Here is a 15,792-nt window from a genome sequence, read left to right as displayed (position 1 = left end):
AGGTTAGCCTTTGATGCCCGTGATGGCAAGAGATTCAATGAAGTAACGTTGGGCAAAGAAAAAGACGATAACGACCGGTACAAGTGCAATAATCGAAGCAGCCATGAGTGACGGATAATTGGAGGTGGAGATATAATTGGATTGCATGCTTGCGATCAACACCTGAATGGTTTGCCGTTCTGGCGTATGCAGATAAATAAGCGGTCCCAGAAAGTCGTTCCATATCCCCATGAAACCAAGCGCAGCCTGGGCTGCGATCGCGGGCTTAATGATGGGAAGAGCGACGGTCGAAAACGTACGAAAATACCCGCAACCGTCTATTTTTGCCGCATCAATAAGATCATTCGGAATGGAACCCTGCATAAATTGACGGAAGAAGAAGATCGTTGCAATATTTCCGAACATGCCCGGTATAATTAACGCGCCATTGAACCCCGATCCACCTGGGATGCGATCAAGCTGTTCGCGGTCATGATGATGAACACCACGGGCAGGAGTACGCCCTGAATGCCGTAAAAGGTTTTGGCCAGCATGCCAAGGAAAGTTGCCTCTCCAAGCAGGTTCGCCAGCGGTGTGTCCTTCACCATGCCCGACATGCTCGATAAGGTACTAGGATCGAATACGGCAATGAGGACAACGTGGAACACCATCATAATGACCGTAAAGATCAACCACAATTTAAAATTTGCTTTCAGTGTTTGTCTGAAAATCGGTTTGCTTAGCATGATGCTTCCTCCTTATAGTAATCCCTTGAAATAGTCTGCCAGAGTAAACTTTATTTCTGAAATGAATTTGATCGGATATCCTTTCAATGTCCCGAATAATCCATTGATATCCCGGTCGTGAATCCGCACCAGCACTTGATTTCGGCTCTCACGCGTTTCCTCCAGATCAAACCGTTCGGACAAAAAGCGCCGATAATCCTCAGGGGAAATGAACTCGATTTTATACACCTTGTTTTCGTTATGCTTGATCTCGGCAGTCGGCTTGATCGCGACCAGCTTTCCTCCCTTGATCAAGGCTACCTTGTCGCATGTATGCTCCACTTCCTCGAACATGTGGCTCGACATGAAGATCGTTTTCCCTTTCTTTTTCTCTTCCATCAAAATGTCTACGAACTCGGCACGCATGAGCGGGTCCAAACCAGTGGTAGGTTCATCCAGGATCAAAATGTCGGGATCGGCCATCAAAGCAGCGACGATCGCCGTTTTCTGCTTCATCCCTTTGGACATTCTTTTCAAGTTGGCTGTCGGATCAAGCTGCAGCTTTTGGATGAGGCTCTCCGCGTACGACATATCCTGTAATCCCAGGAGCTCCGCTTGCCTTTTCAGAAAGGCCGTCCCTGTCGGAGCATCGGGGAACGCAATTTCTCCTGGAATATAGCCGATCCACTTTTTGATCTCCGCGGAATCGTTCCAGCAATCTTTTCCGTTAATTACAACGCTACCGCTTTGGGGCTTCAAAAAACCCATCATATGGCGGATGGTCGTCGTTTTGCCGGCTCCATTCGTTCCTACGAATCCGAATACCTCGCCTCTTTCAATGGATAGGTTCAGATCGAATACGCCCTGCTCTTCTCCAAAGTCTTTGGTCAAATGTTTAATATCGATGAATGGCATTCGGTTCGCCCCCTCCCGCTTGCGTTTCGTTACGGTCATAAAACTTCATGAAATAATCCTCTAACGTAAATTTAATCTCCGAAAAGAACTTCACGTCATAATCGGCAATGAAGGAGATGAAGCGATTGATATCTGCATCGCGAAACCGAAGTACCGTTTGATGCTTGTGTGGTGTCAACGATACCACTTCAATCCGGTCCTGAGCTTGGATTTCCTTGTCAAAACGCTGGAATGCTTCCTCTGTTTTGAATTCGATCTCATACGTTTTGAGTTCGCTATGGCGCAAATCATCCGCTACGAACGAAGAGATCAGCTTGCCATCCTTGATGATGGATATTTTGTCGCAGGTCGCGTCGATTTCGGAGAAAATATGGCTTGAGATCAAAATGGTTTTACCTTTTGCCTTCTGCTCCTTAATGAATTCAATAAATAAGTTCTGCATGATCGGATCCAATCCGCTTGTTGGTTCATCCAACACCAGCACGGCGGGATCATGCATGAATGCGGTGACGATGGCGAGCTTGCGCTTCATGCCGAGCGACATCCGCTTCAAGCTTCCGCTTGGTTCCAGCTCGAATTTTTTAATCAATTCCTGGGTATGCGACATGTCGGTGATCCCGCGCAGTTCTGCCATCATTTGGATGAATTGCGTTCCGGTCAGGGATTCCGGCAAAGCAATTTTTCCCGGTAAATACCCCAGTTCCTTTTGAATGTCTGCCGCGCGTTCCCAGCTGTTCATTCCGTTCACGATGGTTTTGCCCCGCTGCGGACGGGAAAAGCCCATGATATGGCGAATGGTCGTTGTTTTGCCGGCCCCGTTCGGACCTAAAAATCCATACACTTCCCCTTTTTCAATGCGAAAGGAAACGTCAAATATCCCGCGTTAATGACCATAATCCTTCGTCAAATGCTCAATCTCGATGACAGGCATTATAGAATTCACCCTCTCTGCTTCACTATATAAACAACGTGTTGTTTATCTCTACGCCATTCATTATAATGACAAAAGAAACGGTCAACAACAATCAGAATCATCCGTTGTGATGGATATCCAACACCTTCTGTCATTGTGTACATTTATTCATAAAGGAGATGGCCAAACGATGCGAGAATCAGACAAGGATTTGCGAATTATTCGAACGAAGGAGTTCATTCGGGAAGCATTGATCGATTTAATCGAGGAAAAAGGTTTCGAAGCCATTACCGTGAAGGACATTACGACAAGAGCCAGAATTAACCGGGGAAGCTTTTATTCGCATTACCAGGATAAATATGATCTCATGACCCGTTGCCAAGAAGAAATTATGAGCGATTTGGCAGACATTGTGAGGCAGAACTTTGCCAATACGAAGCTGGAAAATAACTCAACCATTCCCCAAAACATACCTTATACGATTCTCACTTGTTTTTTTGAATATTTGAATCAAAAAAGAAGGTTTATGAAAGCCATCTCGAAGGGAGACCTCACCTTTCATACGAATTTGAAGGAATTCATGTGGAAAACGCTGTTTGTCCGAAATGAATTTCCTCTGATCAAGCAAGAGAATCTGCTTGTCCCAAGTGAATATTTAATTGCTTATATCGCCTCAGCCCATATCGGCGTCCTCCAGCACTGGCTGGATGGCGACGGAACGGAGACTCCGGAAGAAATGGCCCGTATTCTTGCGACGATCACTGTGAAGGGCCCGTTCACGGCGGCCGGCTTGAAAAAAGAATAATGGCATTCGCTCAACACCTGGCGCAACAATGTTGATTGAATATGGTGAGACTGTCGCCTAAGATAGAGTCAGATCAACGATCAACACGTTGTTCATTCACCAAATTATTCAAAGAAGAGGTGCGTCATATATGAAAGCAGTACGATATCATCAATATGGAAATTCAGATGTTCTTCGGTATGAGGAGGCTCCCGTTCCGGAAGTGCTTGCGGACGAAATATTGATCAAAGTTTCGGCGACGGCGTTCAATCCGGCCGATGCCATGTTGAGAATGGGCGTGATGAAGGATGTTCTGCCACTGGCATTGCCTTTCATTCCGAACGTGGACGTATCTGGCGTCATCGATAAGATGGGTGAATCCGTGAAGGGATTTTCACGAGGGGATCAAGTATTTGCTTTTCTCGATATGACTAAAAACGGAGCTGCCGCAGAGTATGTCGTCTGTAAGGCTGCCGATGTCGCCCATGCGCCTGCAAATATCGATCTGCAGGATGCTGCCGCGATTCCGGGCGGCGCATTGACGGCATGGCAAGGCCTGTTCGACCATGGACATCTTCAATCGGGTCAACGGGTATTGATTACGGCGGCAGCAGGCGGCGTAGGCTCCTTCGCGGTTCAACTTGCGAAATGGAAAGGCGCTTACGTGATCGGAACGGCTTCCGAACCAAGCTTCCCTGCACTTCAAGCCATGGGAATCGATGAAATCGTGGATTATAAAAAAGCGTCTGCAGCCGATGTCATCACAGAAAAGGTTGACTTGATTTTCAACCTTTCCCCTATTCCGTCCGATGAAGTGACGAAATTGCTGCAAGTGCTCAAAGAAGGTGGCACGCTCGTAACGGCACTACATCCGGCAGATGAAAGCGCAGCTAACGACTTAGGGGTCCATGTGGTGCGGATGGCTGTGCAGCGGAATGCGGAACAGTTGTCCCACATCGCGGCCCTCGTCGATCAAGGAGTTGTCAAACCATTCATTACGGAACGTTTGCCGCTGAGCAGCATTGCGTCCGTGCATGATAAGGCAGGACAAACACGCGGCAAAATTGTACTTCATGTCAGTGATAACCTGTGAATAGAGCAGAATAAATCGGCTAGCAAGAAAAGTGTAATTCCTTGTTCCAGGATATACCCGTGTAAGTAACGCCACCCTTTGGGTAGTAGTTACTTATAAAGAAACCCCCTAACTAGACGAACTATTCGTCTCTAGTTAAGGGGTTATTTTAATAATGCCTTCTTTTCTTGATTCTATGCCTCCGGTGCGTAGGTCTCATCCATAATTAAGATCGGTTTGATCACTTTACCCGAAAGCGATTCCTCAGCTGCCTCATTGATTTTATCAAATGTATAAAATTTCGCGAGCTTGTCGAATCCGAAGTTGCCTGCTTTGTAGAAATCAACCATTTGGCGGATGGATAATTGCGGAACAGCCTTACCCATACGCGCACCAACTAGATTGCGATTTTGCATCGTAAAGTCATTTGTCGTGTTTATTTCCATTTCGCGTGCCGCTGCAACGGGTGCTACGGAGCCGCCTACGGCCAATACGTCGATTGAATTACGGACGACTGCATTCACGCCGGTCGTATCCACGCTGTAGTTGACGCCTTTGCCATGGGTTAACTCCAGGATGGCTTCTTTCACGTCGGCGTTTTTGCTATTGATGGTGTGCGTTGCGCCGAGCTCTTTCGCGAGTTCCAAGCGATGATCGTGAATATCGACTGCGATCACTTTGGTGCACCCTGAAATTTTCGCTGCCATCATCGCCGCCAGACCCACAGCTCCTGTACCGAAAATAGCTATCGTAGATCCGGGCTCTGGTCGTAAACCGTTGAATACGGTACCGCTGCCTGTCAAGAAGCCGCAGCCAAAAGGTCCGACCAAACGTAAATCGACCGATTTATCAACTTTGGTTAAGCTCGACGGACTTACAACCGCAAACGTCGAAAATGAAGATTGTCCGAAGAAACGAGTAACAGGCGTACCATCACTTTTCGTTAGATATGGCGTATCATCTTTCCGTTTCCCATGGAAATTCAGATGGTTCCAGTCATCGCATGAGGCTGGCAAGCCGGTTAAACAGCTATCGCAATGTCCGCAATAAGCAAAGGAGATAACGACATGATCTCCAGGCTCGTAGCCGACGACATTCTTCCCTACCTTGTCGATAATCCCGGATCCCTCATGCCCGAGAACGATTGGCATTTGATATTCGGTGTATCCTTGACGAACCACATCGTCGGAATGGCACATACCAGATGCGACGATTCTCACCAAAACTTCATCATCGCGGATCTCGCTTAATTCGAGTTCTTCTATTTCATACGGTTGATGAAGCCCGTTTAATACGGCTGCTTTTATTTTCATAGAAACGCCTCCTGCTGAGATATTGTTTGGCAACATATTCATGATAACGCTCGCTTTTCCGCATGAATACTTATCTTTAAGTACAAAAAAAGACTATCCAAAAGGATAGTCATCATGTATTTACCTATACTTATGTATAGTACAAACGTTATAATCGGTATAGGAGGTGGTTCTGTGATCAAAATTTGGCAAGAGCAGCTGTTTTCGATTCCGCATGCATATTCTGTTAATGAGCGTTTTTTGGAAATGATGAAAATATTTTTCGAAACCTTTCCATGCCGAATTATGCAGTTGTTTCAATACTCTAGCTTTAACGGTACGTTTAGCGGTATTTTGTCCTATGAGCATCCGAATGTTCAGTCGATTGCTTATATACACGAAATGATGGCCATAAACTCGTATGTTCATGCGGCTGTTGAAGACAATGAGGTTCAATTTTTTACCGGCAGCAAATTCCAGACCTCCATCGGTAATCAGTTTGTACTTTCCGAGCCCATTCATAATATGCTGCTCGTTCCATTTTCGATGAATGGCGTCGTGGTTGGCTTTATGACCGGTGTCAATGTCCAGTTCCAAGTGACCGACGACGTGCTCATCGAAATGCGCAGTTTTAGTGATAGCTGTATACATATGCTCCATACAATGGACCTAGGGAAGACTGCCCAGTTTACAGATAAGGAACTCATTATCATGCAGTATATTTCCAACGGCTATACAACAAAAGAAATCAGTCACATCCTTCATATTGTTGAATCGACAGTGAAATATTTCTTGAAAAATGTGATGCAAAAAACGAACAGCCAAAATCGGACGGAAGCGGTGGCGAAGCTGTTCCGCATGAAAATATTGCAATAGCAGCTTTCTCGAAACGATATGAATCCATGAACCGCTTCAGGGTTTCATTCCGAAAAATTTGATTTTGGCATAGATGACCGCCATTTCTTCCGGTGATTGCTGCATACCATGATTCAGCCAGTCCTCAATGATGCCGAGATATGCCGATGTGGCAAACGCGGAAAAATATGATTTGGATATCGTTTCATCCTCTAAGCTATCAATGAAATCCGCGAAAATGCCGTCTTTTAAAAACAATCTCATTTTCTGCGAAAAAGCTGGATCGCCTTTCGGACCCAACAACCCTTTTAATAACCGCCCGTTCTGTTTCAAATATCGAAAAACCTCAACCAATGGAAAATATGGCGCATTTTCTTCATAACATTGCAGCATATCGGGGTATTTTATCGTGTGCATTGATTGACGTAATCCATTCAGCAATTCATCTTCCATTTGTTCGATCAAATCATACTTGTCCAGATAATGGAGATAGAATGTCCCCCGATTAATCTGGGCCTTCTGCGTCAAATTTCTAACCGTGACATGGCTGAAACCCGTGTCCTCGATTAAAAGCAGCATGGTGTCTTGAATCAATCGGCGCGTCCTTTCCACCATTTGATCATGTATTTTCTCTGCCATATTCCTCGACCCTTTCAGCAAATGACGCTAATCTGCATCATGGCGTATTCCCTACTCCCCGCATCAGCGTTTCCAAAGGACCCCGGCTCAAAATTTGAGTCATCATCGTGGCAAGCTCCCGGGTCGTCAAATCGTTCCCGCGGGACATCCAGTGCGTTAATAGCCCGATATTGGCCGAGGCGGTAAAAGCCAAAAAGTAACTCCATGGAATGACGGCAGTTGATTCACCTGGAATATCCATATGCGATTGGAACTGCTGAAGCATCCGCTCCGCCATCAGTTCTTTCAGTTCAACGGGCAGCTGCAGGTCACCGTTTGGGCTGAGCATGACACGCAGATAATCCGCATGCGACAATAAGTACTCCAGGATCTTAAGCAGTGTCGGATAGGCCTCCCCGCGCTCCGCATATAATCTCACTTCCATCGGATTCAGCTCGACTGCAATAAGCTTTATTCCTTCGAAAATTTCCTGCTTCAGCTGGTCTACGAGGTCGGCAACATCATGATAATGCAGATAAAATGTACCGCGGTTAATCTCAGCCCGTTCCGCCAGGTCCATGACGCTGATCCGGCTTAAACCCTTTTCCTCCGTTAACTCGAGCAAAGCCTGACGAATCAGTTTCTTCGTTCGGATTTTGCGGCGGTCCTTTTTCATTTCATGTTCCACTTCGTTACGCTCCTTATCAACATTTTTTCAGATCGTGTTGAGTAATATTCATTTTATAAAAATGTGATTATTGTTTTTCTCCGTACAATAATTATAATCAACATTGTGATTGCTAATCAACATAATGGTCATTAAAAGGGAGTGAAACTTGTTGGATCTTTTTAAAAATAAGATGGTCGTTCTATCGCCCATCCTTGCTTTGGTTATCATCTTCATCTTTTCATTGACTTTGTTTCCATCGGTGCAGCCCCAGCCCAAAAATTTGCCGATTGCGGTCGTGAACGAGGATCAGGGGGTTCAAATCCCAAACCAGCCGGAAATGAACATGGGACAAAATATCGTTGACATGATGCAAAATACATCCGCAACAGCGAATGGCGAAGATCCGGCGGTCAAGTGGGTGATGGTGAAAAGCCTGGAAGAAGTTCAAACAGGACTCGACCAGCAGGAGTACTACGCAGCCTTGGTCATTCCGCAGGATTTCAGTTCAAAACAGGCCTCCCTTAGAACTTCCGCCCCTGCTTCACCGGAGATTCAAATTCTGATCAACCAGGGCATGAATATGGCGGCGTCAACAGCGGCGGGACAAATTCTGAACGGTGTCGTCGATAATATCAATAACACGGTCCGCACGCAGCTCCTCGAAGGCTTCAAAGCTCAAGGAGCCACATTGTCGGTCGATCAAGCTTCGCTTTTGGCGAACCCGATTGCCAAGAAAGTCATGAACGTGCACGAGATCGGCACCCATAGTGCCAACGGCAACGCGCCTGTGTCCTTGTTCCAGCCTCTGTGGATGGCCAGCCTGGCAAGTTCCGCTATCATTTTCACAGCGGTCAAAAAAGTTCAATCCCGCACGAGAAAGGGCCGTCTTTCCGTTAAAATAGGGCAGATTCTAACCGGAGCGGTCATCGCCGTCGTGGTGGGATTCGGCTTTACCTGGATCGCCGACGGGATGGTCGGGCTGCATATCCCGAATTTTACGGATACCGCTTTGTTCCTGACCATTTCGTCATTCAGCTTCTTCCTGCTGATTTCTGCCGTGATTTCCCTGTTGGGATTTGGCGGCATAGCGATCTTTGCGTTACTGCTCTTCTTCGGCGGTCCGCTGCTCGCTTTAGCGCCAGAAATGATGTCTCCTTTTTACCAAAACTGGGTTTTCTCTTGGCTCCCTATGAGATACATGGTCGAAGGATTGCGGGAGATTTTCTTCTTCGGTCAAGGTTTGACCTGGAATGGGCCGCTTTCCGTTCTCGTGTGGATTGGACTCGCGGGCATGGTGATCATCTTAGGTACAGCTTTCATGCCGCAGCATAAAAAGGCAAGCACCCCGGAATTACAGCAGAACATGAGTTAGAAGCGTACGACCGGATCTTAGGGGCGTGGGTGGTCGGCTCATGAGCTAGGTACACATATCATTGTTGCGTGTATTTTCGACAGCAGCCATATCCCTAAATTAATGAAGGCAGCTTCTGGAATTCAACCCAGAGCTGCCTTTCTTTATTAAACGCACGTCTCGGAGCAAGGAGGAATCTTCTGAAGCCGCTATTAGAAAATTCGTGATCAATGAGGCTTAGGAATCAAGATTCGGGATCCGGAATGCGTATGAGTACCTTCGAATTGATGGTTCCATTGAAACAGCCTGTCGATGAAGAATCGACAGGCTGTTTTTTACTGAAAGAACGGTTTATGGCGGCGATTTCTTCTAGGTTCCCAGGGATTTAGCATAAAAAACGACCTCTTTTTAAAGAAGACCGTTTTTTGAATTGCTCTTCACTCAGCTCTTCCTGCTGTTTTTACCTGGGTTCATCGGCTTATTCACTTCAGCTTCTGTCATCTTCTCGCCGAATTGATCCAACCGTCCGGGAGAAGAGGCAGGTCCGTCGTTCTTCGGCTTGTTGTTTCTTCCTGTCATGACGTTCACCTCCATGTATAACATGAGCGCATGACCTGGTTTTCATACCTGATTATTTCATCCGGTTAGCGGATTGAATGCTGTATGATTGTGGAATAATAAATGTAAAATCGTAAGTCCTTTTTACAGTATATCGCCCCTTCAATTTTAGAGTTCTCGATGGAAACGCACTTCTTCCGATACTTCCTTAAAGCCAACAGCGTAATACAGGGATAACGCGAAAATGTTGGCCGTCTCGACCTGCAGTTATGCGAACGAGCATCCATGATCCTTGAGATAAGCCAGTGCCTGTGAAAGCAAAAACCTTGCAATCCCCTGCTTCCGCCAAGGATGTCTCACAAATAGATCTTCAATCATCCCATCCCCATTTTCATCCACCCAAGCCATGATGTTCCCCACGAGGGATACGCCTTCTCTTACAACAAACATGGTCCACGAGGAATTCTTCTGCCTATCGATGAACTGTTCATAGCCGATCGGGGCATCCGGCCAAATTTCCATGTCCATTGCCAAGTACTCATCGATACCTTCCTTTGAAATCATTGTCTCTTGCGAGCTTCGATAAGGGGCTGAAAGAACGCTCTCTTCTATGTACTCGAATAAGTCTCTCCGCATAGTATACAAGCTCTTCGAATAGACAAATCCCTTCGATATGAAATAGTTATTGTTTCTCACTTCCGTCGATTGATTCCCGATTCCAATTACGGTTCGATTCGATTTAGGCAGTGTTTCTTTTAATTCGTAAGCCCTGCGTAACAGACATTCGTATAAAAGATCATGGAGTGGATAATCATCTTCTCTTTGTGGAAGCGTCTTCAGATTGAAATAAATAGAGTGTGCACGCTCTTGTGGACAGCCCGGCGGTATCGTGGAAATCACACGAACTTGGCCCTTGGCTATGATTCGTTCATTCTCAATCGCAACGAATACGTTCGGCCAATTCTCTTCTTCTCCAACCCACCAAAAAACGGAGTTGCCTTTTGAAGTAACGGCACGATACAAATCACCTAACTTCTGCATATCATCTTTTGCAAACTGTCTGACTTCTATATTACCCAAATGAAAACACCACCATTTTGTCGTCATATAAGAGATTACTAACAATATATCATTAATTCTACATCAAATAGTAATCGACGGCGTTTCTGTTGATTTTTTTATAAAATGACCTGGATTTCGGCTCTACGCCGCTATACATCCGATTCCAAAACGCTTACTATTTTCAATAGTGAATGGTTAACATCCACTATCGATAAACAGAACTTATTCGTGAAGGAGTCCTACGAACATGCTGGAGTCATACATAACCAACCTATTGCAAACAACGCTGAAAGCAAGTATCGATAACAAAGAAATCGCCGGTGCGAATTTCATGGTAATCAAGGACGGCAGCGAAATCTTTTACCATGAAGATGGAATGGCCGACATGGAATCGGGGCGCCCTATAGCCAGGGATACGATTTTCCGGTTATATTCAATGACAAAGCCGATTACCGCCACTTCCGTCATGTTGCTGCTGGAACGCGGGAAAATCGATTTGTTTGATTCTGTAAGCCGTTATATTCCGGGCTTCAAACACCAACGGATCGAGAAAAATGGCGAATTGGTTCCTGCCGGCAGGGAAGTCAACATTCACGATCTGCTCAATATGACCTCGGGATTGGTATATGGCGGAACCGATTTGGCCGGAATGAACACGGAGGCATTATTCCAAGAATTGGGCAGCAGATTATATGGTGAACATCCAATGAGCACATTGGAATTTGCGAACCGCCTGGGCCAAGGGCCGCTCTCGTTCGAGCCGGGATCGGGTTGGCAATATGGGACGTCGGCAGACGTTCTTGGTGCGCTAGTGGAAACGGTGAGCGGCATGCGATACGGGCAATTTTTGCAAAAAGAAATATTCGAGCCGCTCGGAATGAACGATACCGGCTTCTGGCTGCCTGAAGCCAAACGAGACCGGCTTGCGAAAACGTATCAAGACGACGGCGAAGGCGGATTGAAGCTGTACGCGGAAAGCCATCTTGGCATCGTGCATCAGATGGACCGTGATCCGGCATTCGAGTCTGGGGGCGCGGGGCTGGTGTCCACGATTGACGATGCGGCTAAATTTACGACAATGCTCATGAATCGAGGCTGCCTGAACGGCATGCAACTACTCAAGCCTAGAACGGTTCAATATTTGACTTCTGCCGCTTTAACCGATTGGCAGCAAAAAGGCTTCGATACATGGCATTCGCTATGCGGTCATAGCTATGGCAACCAAATGCGCATCATGACCGATCCCGGTCAAGCCGGATTTATCGGCAGCCGCGGTGAATATGGCTGGGACGGCTGGCTTGGAGCTTATTTCTGCAACAGTCCTCAGGACGGTCTGACGATCCTGTTTATGATCCAGAAAAAAGATGCCGGTACGATGTCGATTACGCGAAAGCTTCGCAATATCGTATTCAGCAGCTTGTAAGGTATAAAAAAAGGAAGCCTCACAGGGGTACACCTCCAGCTGCGGCTTCCTTTTTGTTATCGTTTCTAGGCGGCAATTTCTTTTAGCTGTTAGAGTCGTTTCGCTCTTTTAGGGAATATCTTGGCACGGCAAGACGATTTCACTCCGATCTCGGTTTGCGTACGACCGATCCATCAATCCGTTGCATTCTCGTACAAATGCACAGGAAGCGCCTGCACGAACGGTGTCCATTCGCCTGTCGTATACAGCTGCAGCCGATGCATGGCTCTCGTACATGCCGTATACAGAAGCTTGCGCTCATTTTCCCTGCCGTAGGCTTGAGGCGAAGCATCATATATCAGAACCGCATCGAACTCGATCCCCTTGGCGAGATAGACAGGAACAACCATGACCCCTTTTTGAAAATTGATCGTCTCTTTCGTAATGAGATGCAATACTCCGCTGCCTTGCTCCCGTAAGGATTCAAAGGCTGTACGGCTTTCGGCCGCAGTCTTCGTAATGACGGCAATAGAGTCAAAGCCATCGGCTTTTAACCGCTCGATGTCGTTCAGCAATTGCAGGTCACGGTTTTCTCTACCCTCGATTCTGGTAAGCAGAGGCTTCGGTCCTCTCCTTTCAAAAGGCATAATTTCCGACTCATCCGTGAGCAGCTCTTTCGTGAACTCCACGATCTCCCGCATTGAACGATAACTGCGCACAAGACGGATTAAGCTTGTTTCGGATTCGCCATATAACCGAAGCAGTGGTGAATCTTGCCCCTGCAGCTTTGTAGACTGCATGAAGATCGCCTGGCCGAAATCGCCGAGTACCGTCATGCGGGCACGCGGGAAAAGTTTTTTGAGATACTCGTATTGAAACGGCGAATAATCCTGTCCTTCATCAACGAATACATGCCGAATCTCGGTGTTCGTCCGAACGCCCTCGATCAGTTCTTTTAAATACAAATATGGAGTCGCATCCTCATAGAATAATTGTTGCCGGGACAGCTTTTCTTTGGTTTGCTTGCAGATTTCAGCCCATAAAGCCGGGATGTCGTCCTCTTTCGTCTTCTCCCGGTAAGCAGCTTCATCGCTAAACAGCTCAGCGTATAGGCCTTGAACATGAATAAACGAGAATTTCTTGACGCTTCTTCTTAAAGGTTTAAAGCTTGCCTTTACGATCTTTTGGCTGAGTAAATCCTCCTCCCGCTCGGCATAGTCGAAGTCCCCTTCATCTTCCCGGCGTTTATTGCGTATTTTCTCGTGGACAAGGGCGTAACGTTCGGCAATGTCAAACACTTCCCGATCTTTATGCAGTGCGCCATACACTTCGGCATATTGATCGTTGTCGAGGTAATGGATCTCCTCCTTGACCCAGGACGCTTCGCGTTCCTTGCGTTCCAGTATCGACAGTTCCTTCAAAAGCCATTTCTGCAGCAACTCGACGCGATTGGCCAAGCTCAAGGAGGTGTCGTAGCTGTAAAACTTCGAGCTTATTTGCTGCGCGGGGATCAATTCGCGGTCCCGATACCGAATGCCGGTGAACAACATGCCTTCACGCCCCAGCCACTTCGCATAGTTCTGCAGAGCCTCCAGGAAAGCCTCGGAAGCCTTGTACTTCACTCCTTGCAGTCGAGCCTCGTAATCCGGAGCAGATTGTGCGGTCAGCACATATTCAATTTGATCGAAAGGATCCTCAAGACGCAAGGTCGATCCAAGCCAATATTCGAGATATTCCTGCAGCGTCGTCTGCTGCATGTTTTCCTCCCCGAGCTCGGGAAGGACGGAGGATACATAACTGTTAAAGATCGGATTCGGCGAAAAGAGAACGATCTGGTCGGCTTTAAGCGTATCGCGATTTTTGTACAGCAAGTACGCCACGCGCTGCAAAGCCGCGGAGGTCTTCCCGCTCCCGGCCGCCCCTTGAACGATAAGCATCCGGCTGCGTTCGTTACGGATGATCTCGTTCTGCTCCTTCTGGATCGTCGCTACGATGCTTTTCATTTGCGAGTCCGCGCCTTTGGACAGCATTTGCTGAAGAAGCTCGTCACCGATCGTTACATTCGCATCGAACAGATTACGGATGTGCCCGTTCTGGATCTGATACTGCCGTTTCAGCTCCATTTCACCCGTAATTTGCCCGCCCGGCGTGTCGTAAGAAGCTGCGCCCGGTGAATGGTCGTAGTAAAGACTTGCGATGGGAGTACGCCAATCATACACCAGGAAGGTCAACCCATCTTCATCGACAAATGAAGATACGCCGATATAAATCTGCTCACTCGAGCTCTGGCCGTGCTCCAGAAAATCGACTCTTCCAAAATAAGGAGAGGGCAACAGACGATTCAGGCTCCTCCATTGTTGCGTCAGAAGCCGATGGCGCCGTTCCCGTTCGGATAACACCGCTGCCTGTTGCTTGATCGTATAGAAGGTTTCTTCGAATTCTTCGTCCGAGCTCGTATTCACCGTAACTTCTTCCCAGAACCGCCTGCGAATTTCTGCAGCCTGATCGCTTAGCCCGGTAACCAACGGTTCTAATTCGTCTTTCCTCGCTGTCAGCTTTTCCCTTACCATATTCAGCCGTTCTTGTTCTGTCTGCCATTCCTTTGCGTCCATAGGGGTTTGAACACGCTCCTTTACAGTCCGGTAAAATGGGCATTGACAAATCAGTGGTCACTGGCGTATAATAATATTAGGAAAAGTTATTATAATAACCAGTTAATATGATTTTCAATGGCGCTAATGATTATATCATAGCGCTTTTAGTCGTTCAATGTTTTTTGTGACTTTAGGCCGATCGGTACGTTTTTTTGTTATTCTCAACCAATACGGATCTTCGCTCAGACTGAGTTCTCGGCTCTCTATAAAATCCCTATCATGATCCTTAATGGGTTTGGAAAATAAAACAAACAAGCAATGCTCGTCGCGAGCATTGCTTGTTTGTTTTATTCGATACAGGATGACTTCAAATTAGATGATGCACATGCATAATGCGGCTCACAAAAACGATGATAGGTCTACATTGCGGACTCGGGGAATGTACTGTTTGTGGTACGGGAGTCCGCAAGAGGATAACGTGTCGTCAAATATGGAATAATCCACGACCGATCAAGTTGGCATTCACCGGCTTCTTGCCGATTTCACGTGACCATATGGACAATTGTCCGACATGATGAATTTCGTGGGCGATGACATGCCGCATGACTTCGCCGTATGCATGGGCCGCTCGTTCTCCGTCATCCGTGATGTCGATCATCATCTTATCTTCAAGGGCATCATTCCAATCATAGACAAACTGAGCAATCTCCTCGTGGCAGCGTTCGGAAAAAGCTTTAACATCATGCAAACAGGCCACTTGATCGAACGAGGGAATATTGATCTCCTGTCCCTGCAAGCCTCCGCAAATCCAGCCATACTCGACGGCCACGATGTGATACAGCGTGGGCAGGATATATCCCAATCCCCCGGTGCGTTTTTTCATCAGCTCTTCCGGGTCTACTGTTTCGCACCAATCGAACCAATCCTTGCGAACCTGCCAATTATATTCGAACAATTTCTGCATGCCTTCACCCTTCCGGATCCAACTATGTTCATCCAAAT

The 15,792-nt window shown here is 46.9% G+C and carries 16 protein-coding genes; 5 read left to right on the top strand and 11 right to left on the bottom strand.

The window, feature by feature from the left end:
* Nucleotides 1–3: 3 nt before the first annotated feature.
* From PCH05_RS24460 to PCH05_RS24445, 4 genes are read right to left on the bottom strand one after another with little or no spacing between them, the layout of a single operon-like run.
* Nucleotides 4–405 (bottom strand): carbohydrate ABC transporter permease, encoded by a 402-nt coding sequence (locus PCH05_RS24460; RefSeq protein ID WP_246049933.1) that lies wholly within the window; start codon nucleotides 403–405, stop codon nucleotides 4–6.
* An 11-nt stretch (nucleotides 406–416) separates the two neighbouring features.
* Nucleotides 417–725, bottom strand: a complete 309-nt coding sequence (locus PCH05_RS24455; RefSeq protein ID WP_174806301.1) for a hypothetical protein — start codon at nucleotides 723–725, stop codon at nucleotides 417–419.
* 12 nt (nucleotides 726–737) lie between these two features.
* Nucleotides 738–1,619: an ABC transporter ATP-binding protein gene (locus PCH05_RS24450; protein ID WP_127606865.1), complete on the bottom strand. Its 882-nt coding sequence runs from the start codon at nucleotides 1,617–1,619 to the stop codon at nucleotides 738–740.
* Nucleotides 1,600–2,496: an ABC transporter ATP-binding protein gene (locus PCH05_RS24445; RefSeq protein ID WP_281278800.1), complete on the bottom strand. Its 897-nt coding sequence runs from the start codon at nucleotides 2,494–2,496 to the stop codon at nucleotides 1,600–1,602. The genes PCH05_RS24450 and PCH05_RS24445 overlap by 20 nt, the downstream gene beginning before the upstream one ends.
* 226 nt (nucleotides 2,497–2,722) lie before the next feature.
* Here PCH05_RS24445 and PCH05_RS24440 point away from each other — a divergent pair, with 226 nt between their 5' ends.
* Together PCH05_RS24440 and PCH05_RS24435 are read left to right on the top strand one after the other, a co-directional pair.
* Nucleotides 2,723–3,337, top strand: coding sequence for a TetR/AcrR family transcriptional regulator (locus tag PCH05_RS24440; protein WP_127606863.1), 615 nt, complete (start codon nucleotides 2,723–2,725; stop codon nucleotides 3,335–3,337).
* Nucleotides 3,338–3,467: 130 nt separating this feature from the next.
* Nucleotides 3,468–4,409 (top strand): NADP-dependent oxidoreductase, encoded by a 942-nt coding sequence (locus tag PCH05_RS24435; RefSeq protein ID WP_127606861.1) that lies wholly within the window; start codon nucleotides 3,468–3,470, stop codon nucleotides 4,407–4,409.
* 173 nt (nucleotides 4,410–4,582) lie between these two features.
* On the opposite strand, the gene PCH05_RS24430 is transcribed toward PCH05_RS24435, so the two are convergent.
* Nucleotides 4,583–5,701 carry an NAD(P)-dependent alcohol dehydrogenase gene (locus PCH05_RS24430; RefSeq protein ID WP_127606859.1) on the bottom strand — a complete coding sequence of 373 codons (1,119 nt, stop codon included), beginning with the start codon at nucleotides 5,699–5,701 and terminating at the stop codon, nucleotides 4,583–4,585.
* 132 nt (nucleotides 5,702–5,833) lie between these two features.
* On the opposite strand from PCH05_RS24430, the gene PCH05_RS24425 reads away from it, so the two are divergent.
* Nucleotides 5,834–6,556, top strand: a complete 723-nt coding sequence (locus PCH05_RS24425) for a helix-turn-helix domain-containing protein (RefSeq protein WP_164766785.1) — start codon at nucleotides 5,834–5,836, stop codon at nucleotides 6,554–6,556.
* 36 nt (nucleotides 6,557–6,592) lie between these two features.
* Here PCH05_RS24425 and PCH05_RS24420 read toward each other — a convergent pair whose 3' ends face one another.
* Nucleotides 6,593–7,174 carry a TetR/AcrR family transcriptional regulator gene (locus tag PCH05_RS24420; protein ID WP_127606855.1) on the bottom strand — a complete coding sequence of 194 codons (582 nt, stop codon included), beginning with the start codon at nucleotides 7,172–7,174 and terminating at the stop codon, nucleotides 6,593–6,595.
* 37 nt (nucleotides 7,175–7,211) lie between these two features.
* Nucleotides 7,212–7,841 (bottom strand): TetR/AcrR family transcriptional regulator, encoded by a 630-nt coding sequence (locus tag PCH05_RS24415; protein WP_127606853.1) that lies wholly within the window; start codon nucleotides 7,839–7,841, stop codon nucleotides 7,212–7,214.
* Nucleotides 7,842–8,013: 172 nt separating this feature from the next.
* On the opposite strand from PCH05_RS24415, the gene PCH05_RS24410 reads away from it, so the two are divergent.
* Nucleotides 8,014–9,195 (top strand): YhgE/Pip domain-containing protein, encoded by a 1,182-nt coding sequence (locus PCH05_RS24410; RefSeq protein WP_127606851.1) that lies wholly within the window; start codon nucleotides 8,014–8,016, stop codon nucleotides 9,193–9,195.
* Between the two features lie 420 nt (nucleotides 9,196–9,615).
* On the opposite strand, the gene PCH05_RS27430 is transcribed toward PCH05_RS24410, so the two are convergent.
* Nucleotides 9,616–9,753, bottom strand: coding sequence for a hypothetical protein (locus PCH05_RS27430; RefSeq protein WP_164766784.1), 138 nt, complete (start codon nucleotides 9,751–9,753; stop codon nucleotides 9,616–9,618).
* A gap of 246 nt (nucleotides 9,754–9,999) precedes the next feature.
* Entirely contained in the window at nucleotides 10,000–10,839 is an 840-nt protein-coding gene (locus PCH05_RS24405; protein ID WP_127606849.1) for a GNAT family N-acetyltransferase, read from the bottom strand.
* 202 nt (nucleotides 10,840–11,041) lie between these two features.
* Here PCH05_RS24405 and PCH05_RS24400 point away from each other — a divergent pair, with 202 nt between their 5' ends.
* A complete protein-coding gene (locus tag PCH05_RS24400) occupies nucleotides 11,042–12,217 on the top strand; it encodes a serine hydrolase domain-containing protein (protein WP_127606847.1) in 1,176 nt (391 codons plus the stop codon).
* 173 nt (nucleotides 12,218–12,390) lie between these two features.
* Here the strand turns inward: PCH05_RS24400 and helD are convergent, their stop codons facing one another.
* The gene (gene helD, locus PCH05_RS24395; protein WP_127606845.1) at nucleotides 12,391–14,808 is read right to left on the bottom strand and encodes an RNA polymerase recycling motor HelD; all 2,418 of its coding nucleotides are present in this window, start codon (nucleotides 14,806–14,808) and stop codon (nucleotides 12,391–12,393) included.
* Between the two features lie 466 nt (nucleotides 14,809–15,274).
* On the bottom strand, nucleotides 15,275–15,754 hold the full coding sequence (locus tag PCH05_RS24390) for a DinB family protein (RefSeq protein ID WP_127606843.1): 480 nt from the start codon (nucleotides 15,752–15,754) through the stop codon (nucleotides 15,275–15,277).
* Nucleotides 15,755–15,792: the final 38 nt, after the last annotated feature.

The organism is Paenibacillus chibensis (genome assembly GCF_004001045.1).
GTDB lineage: Bacteria > Bacillota > Bacilli > Paenibacillales > Paenibacillaceae > Paenibacillus_AQ > Paenibacillus_AQ chibensis.
This window is presented reverse-complemented; position numbering and strand designations above follow the sequence as displayed.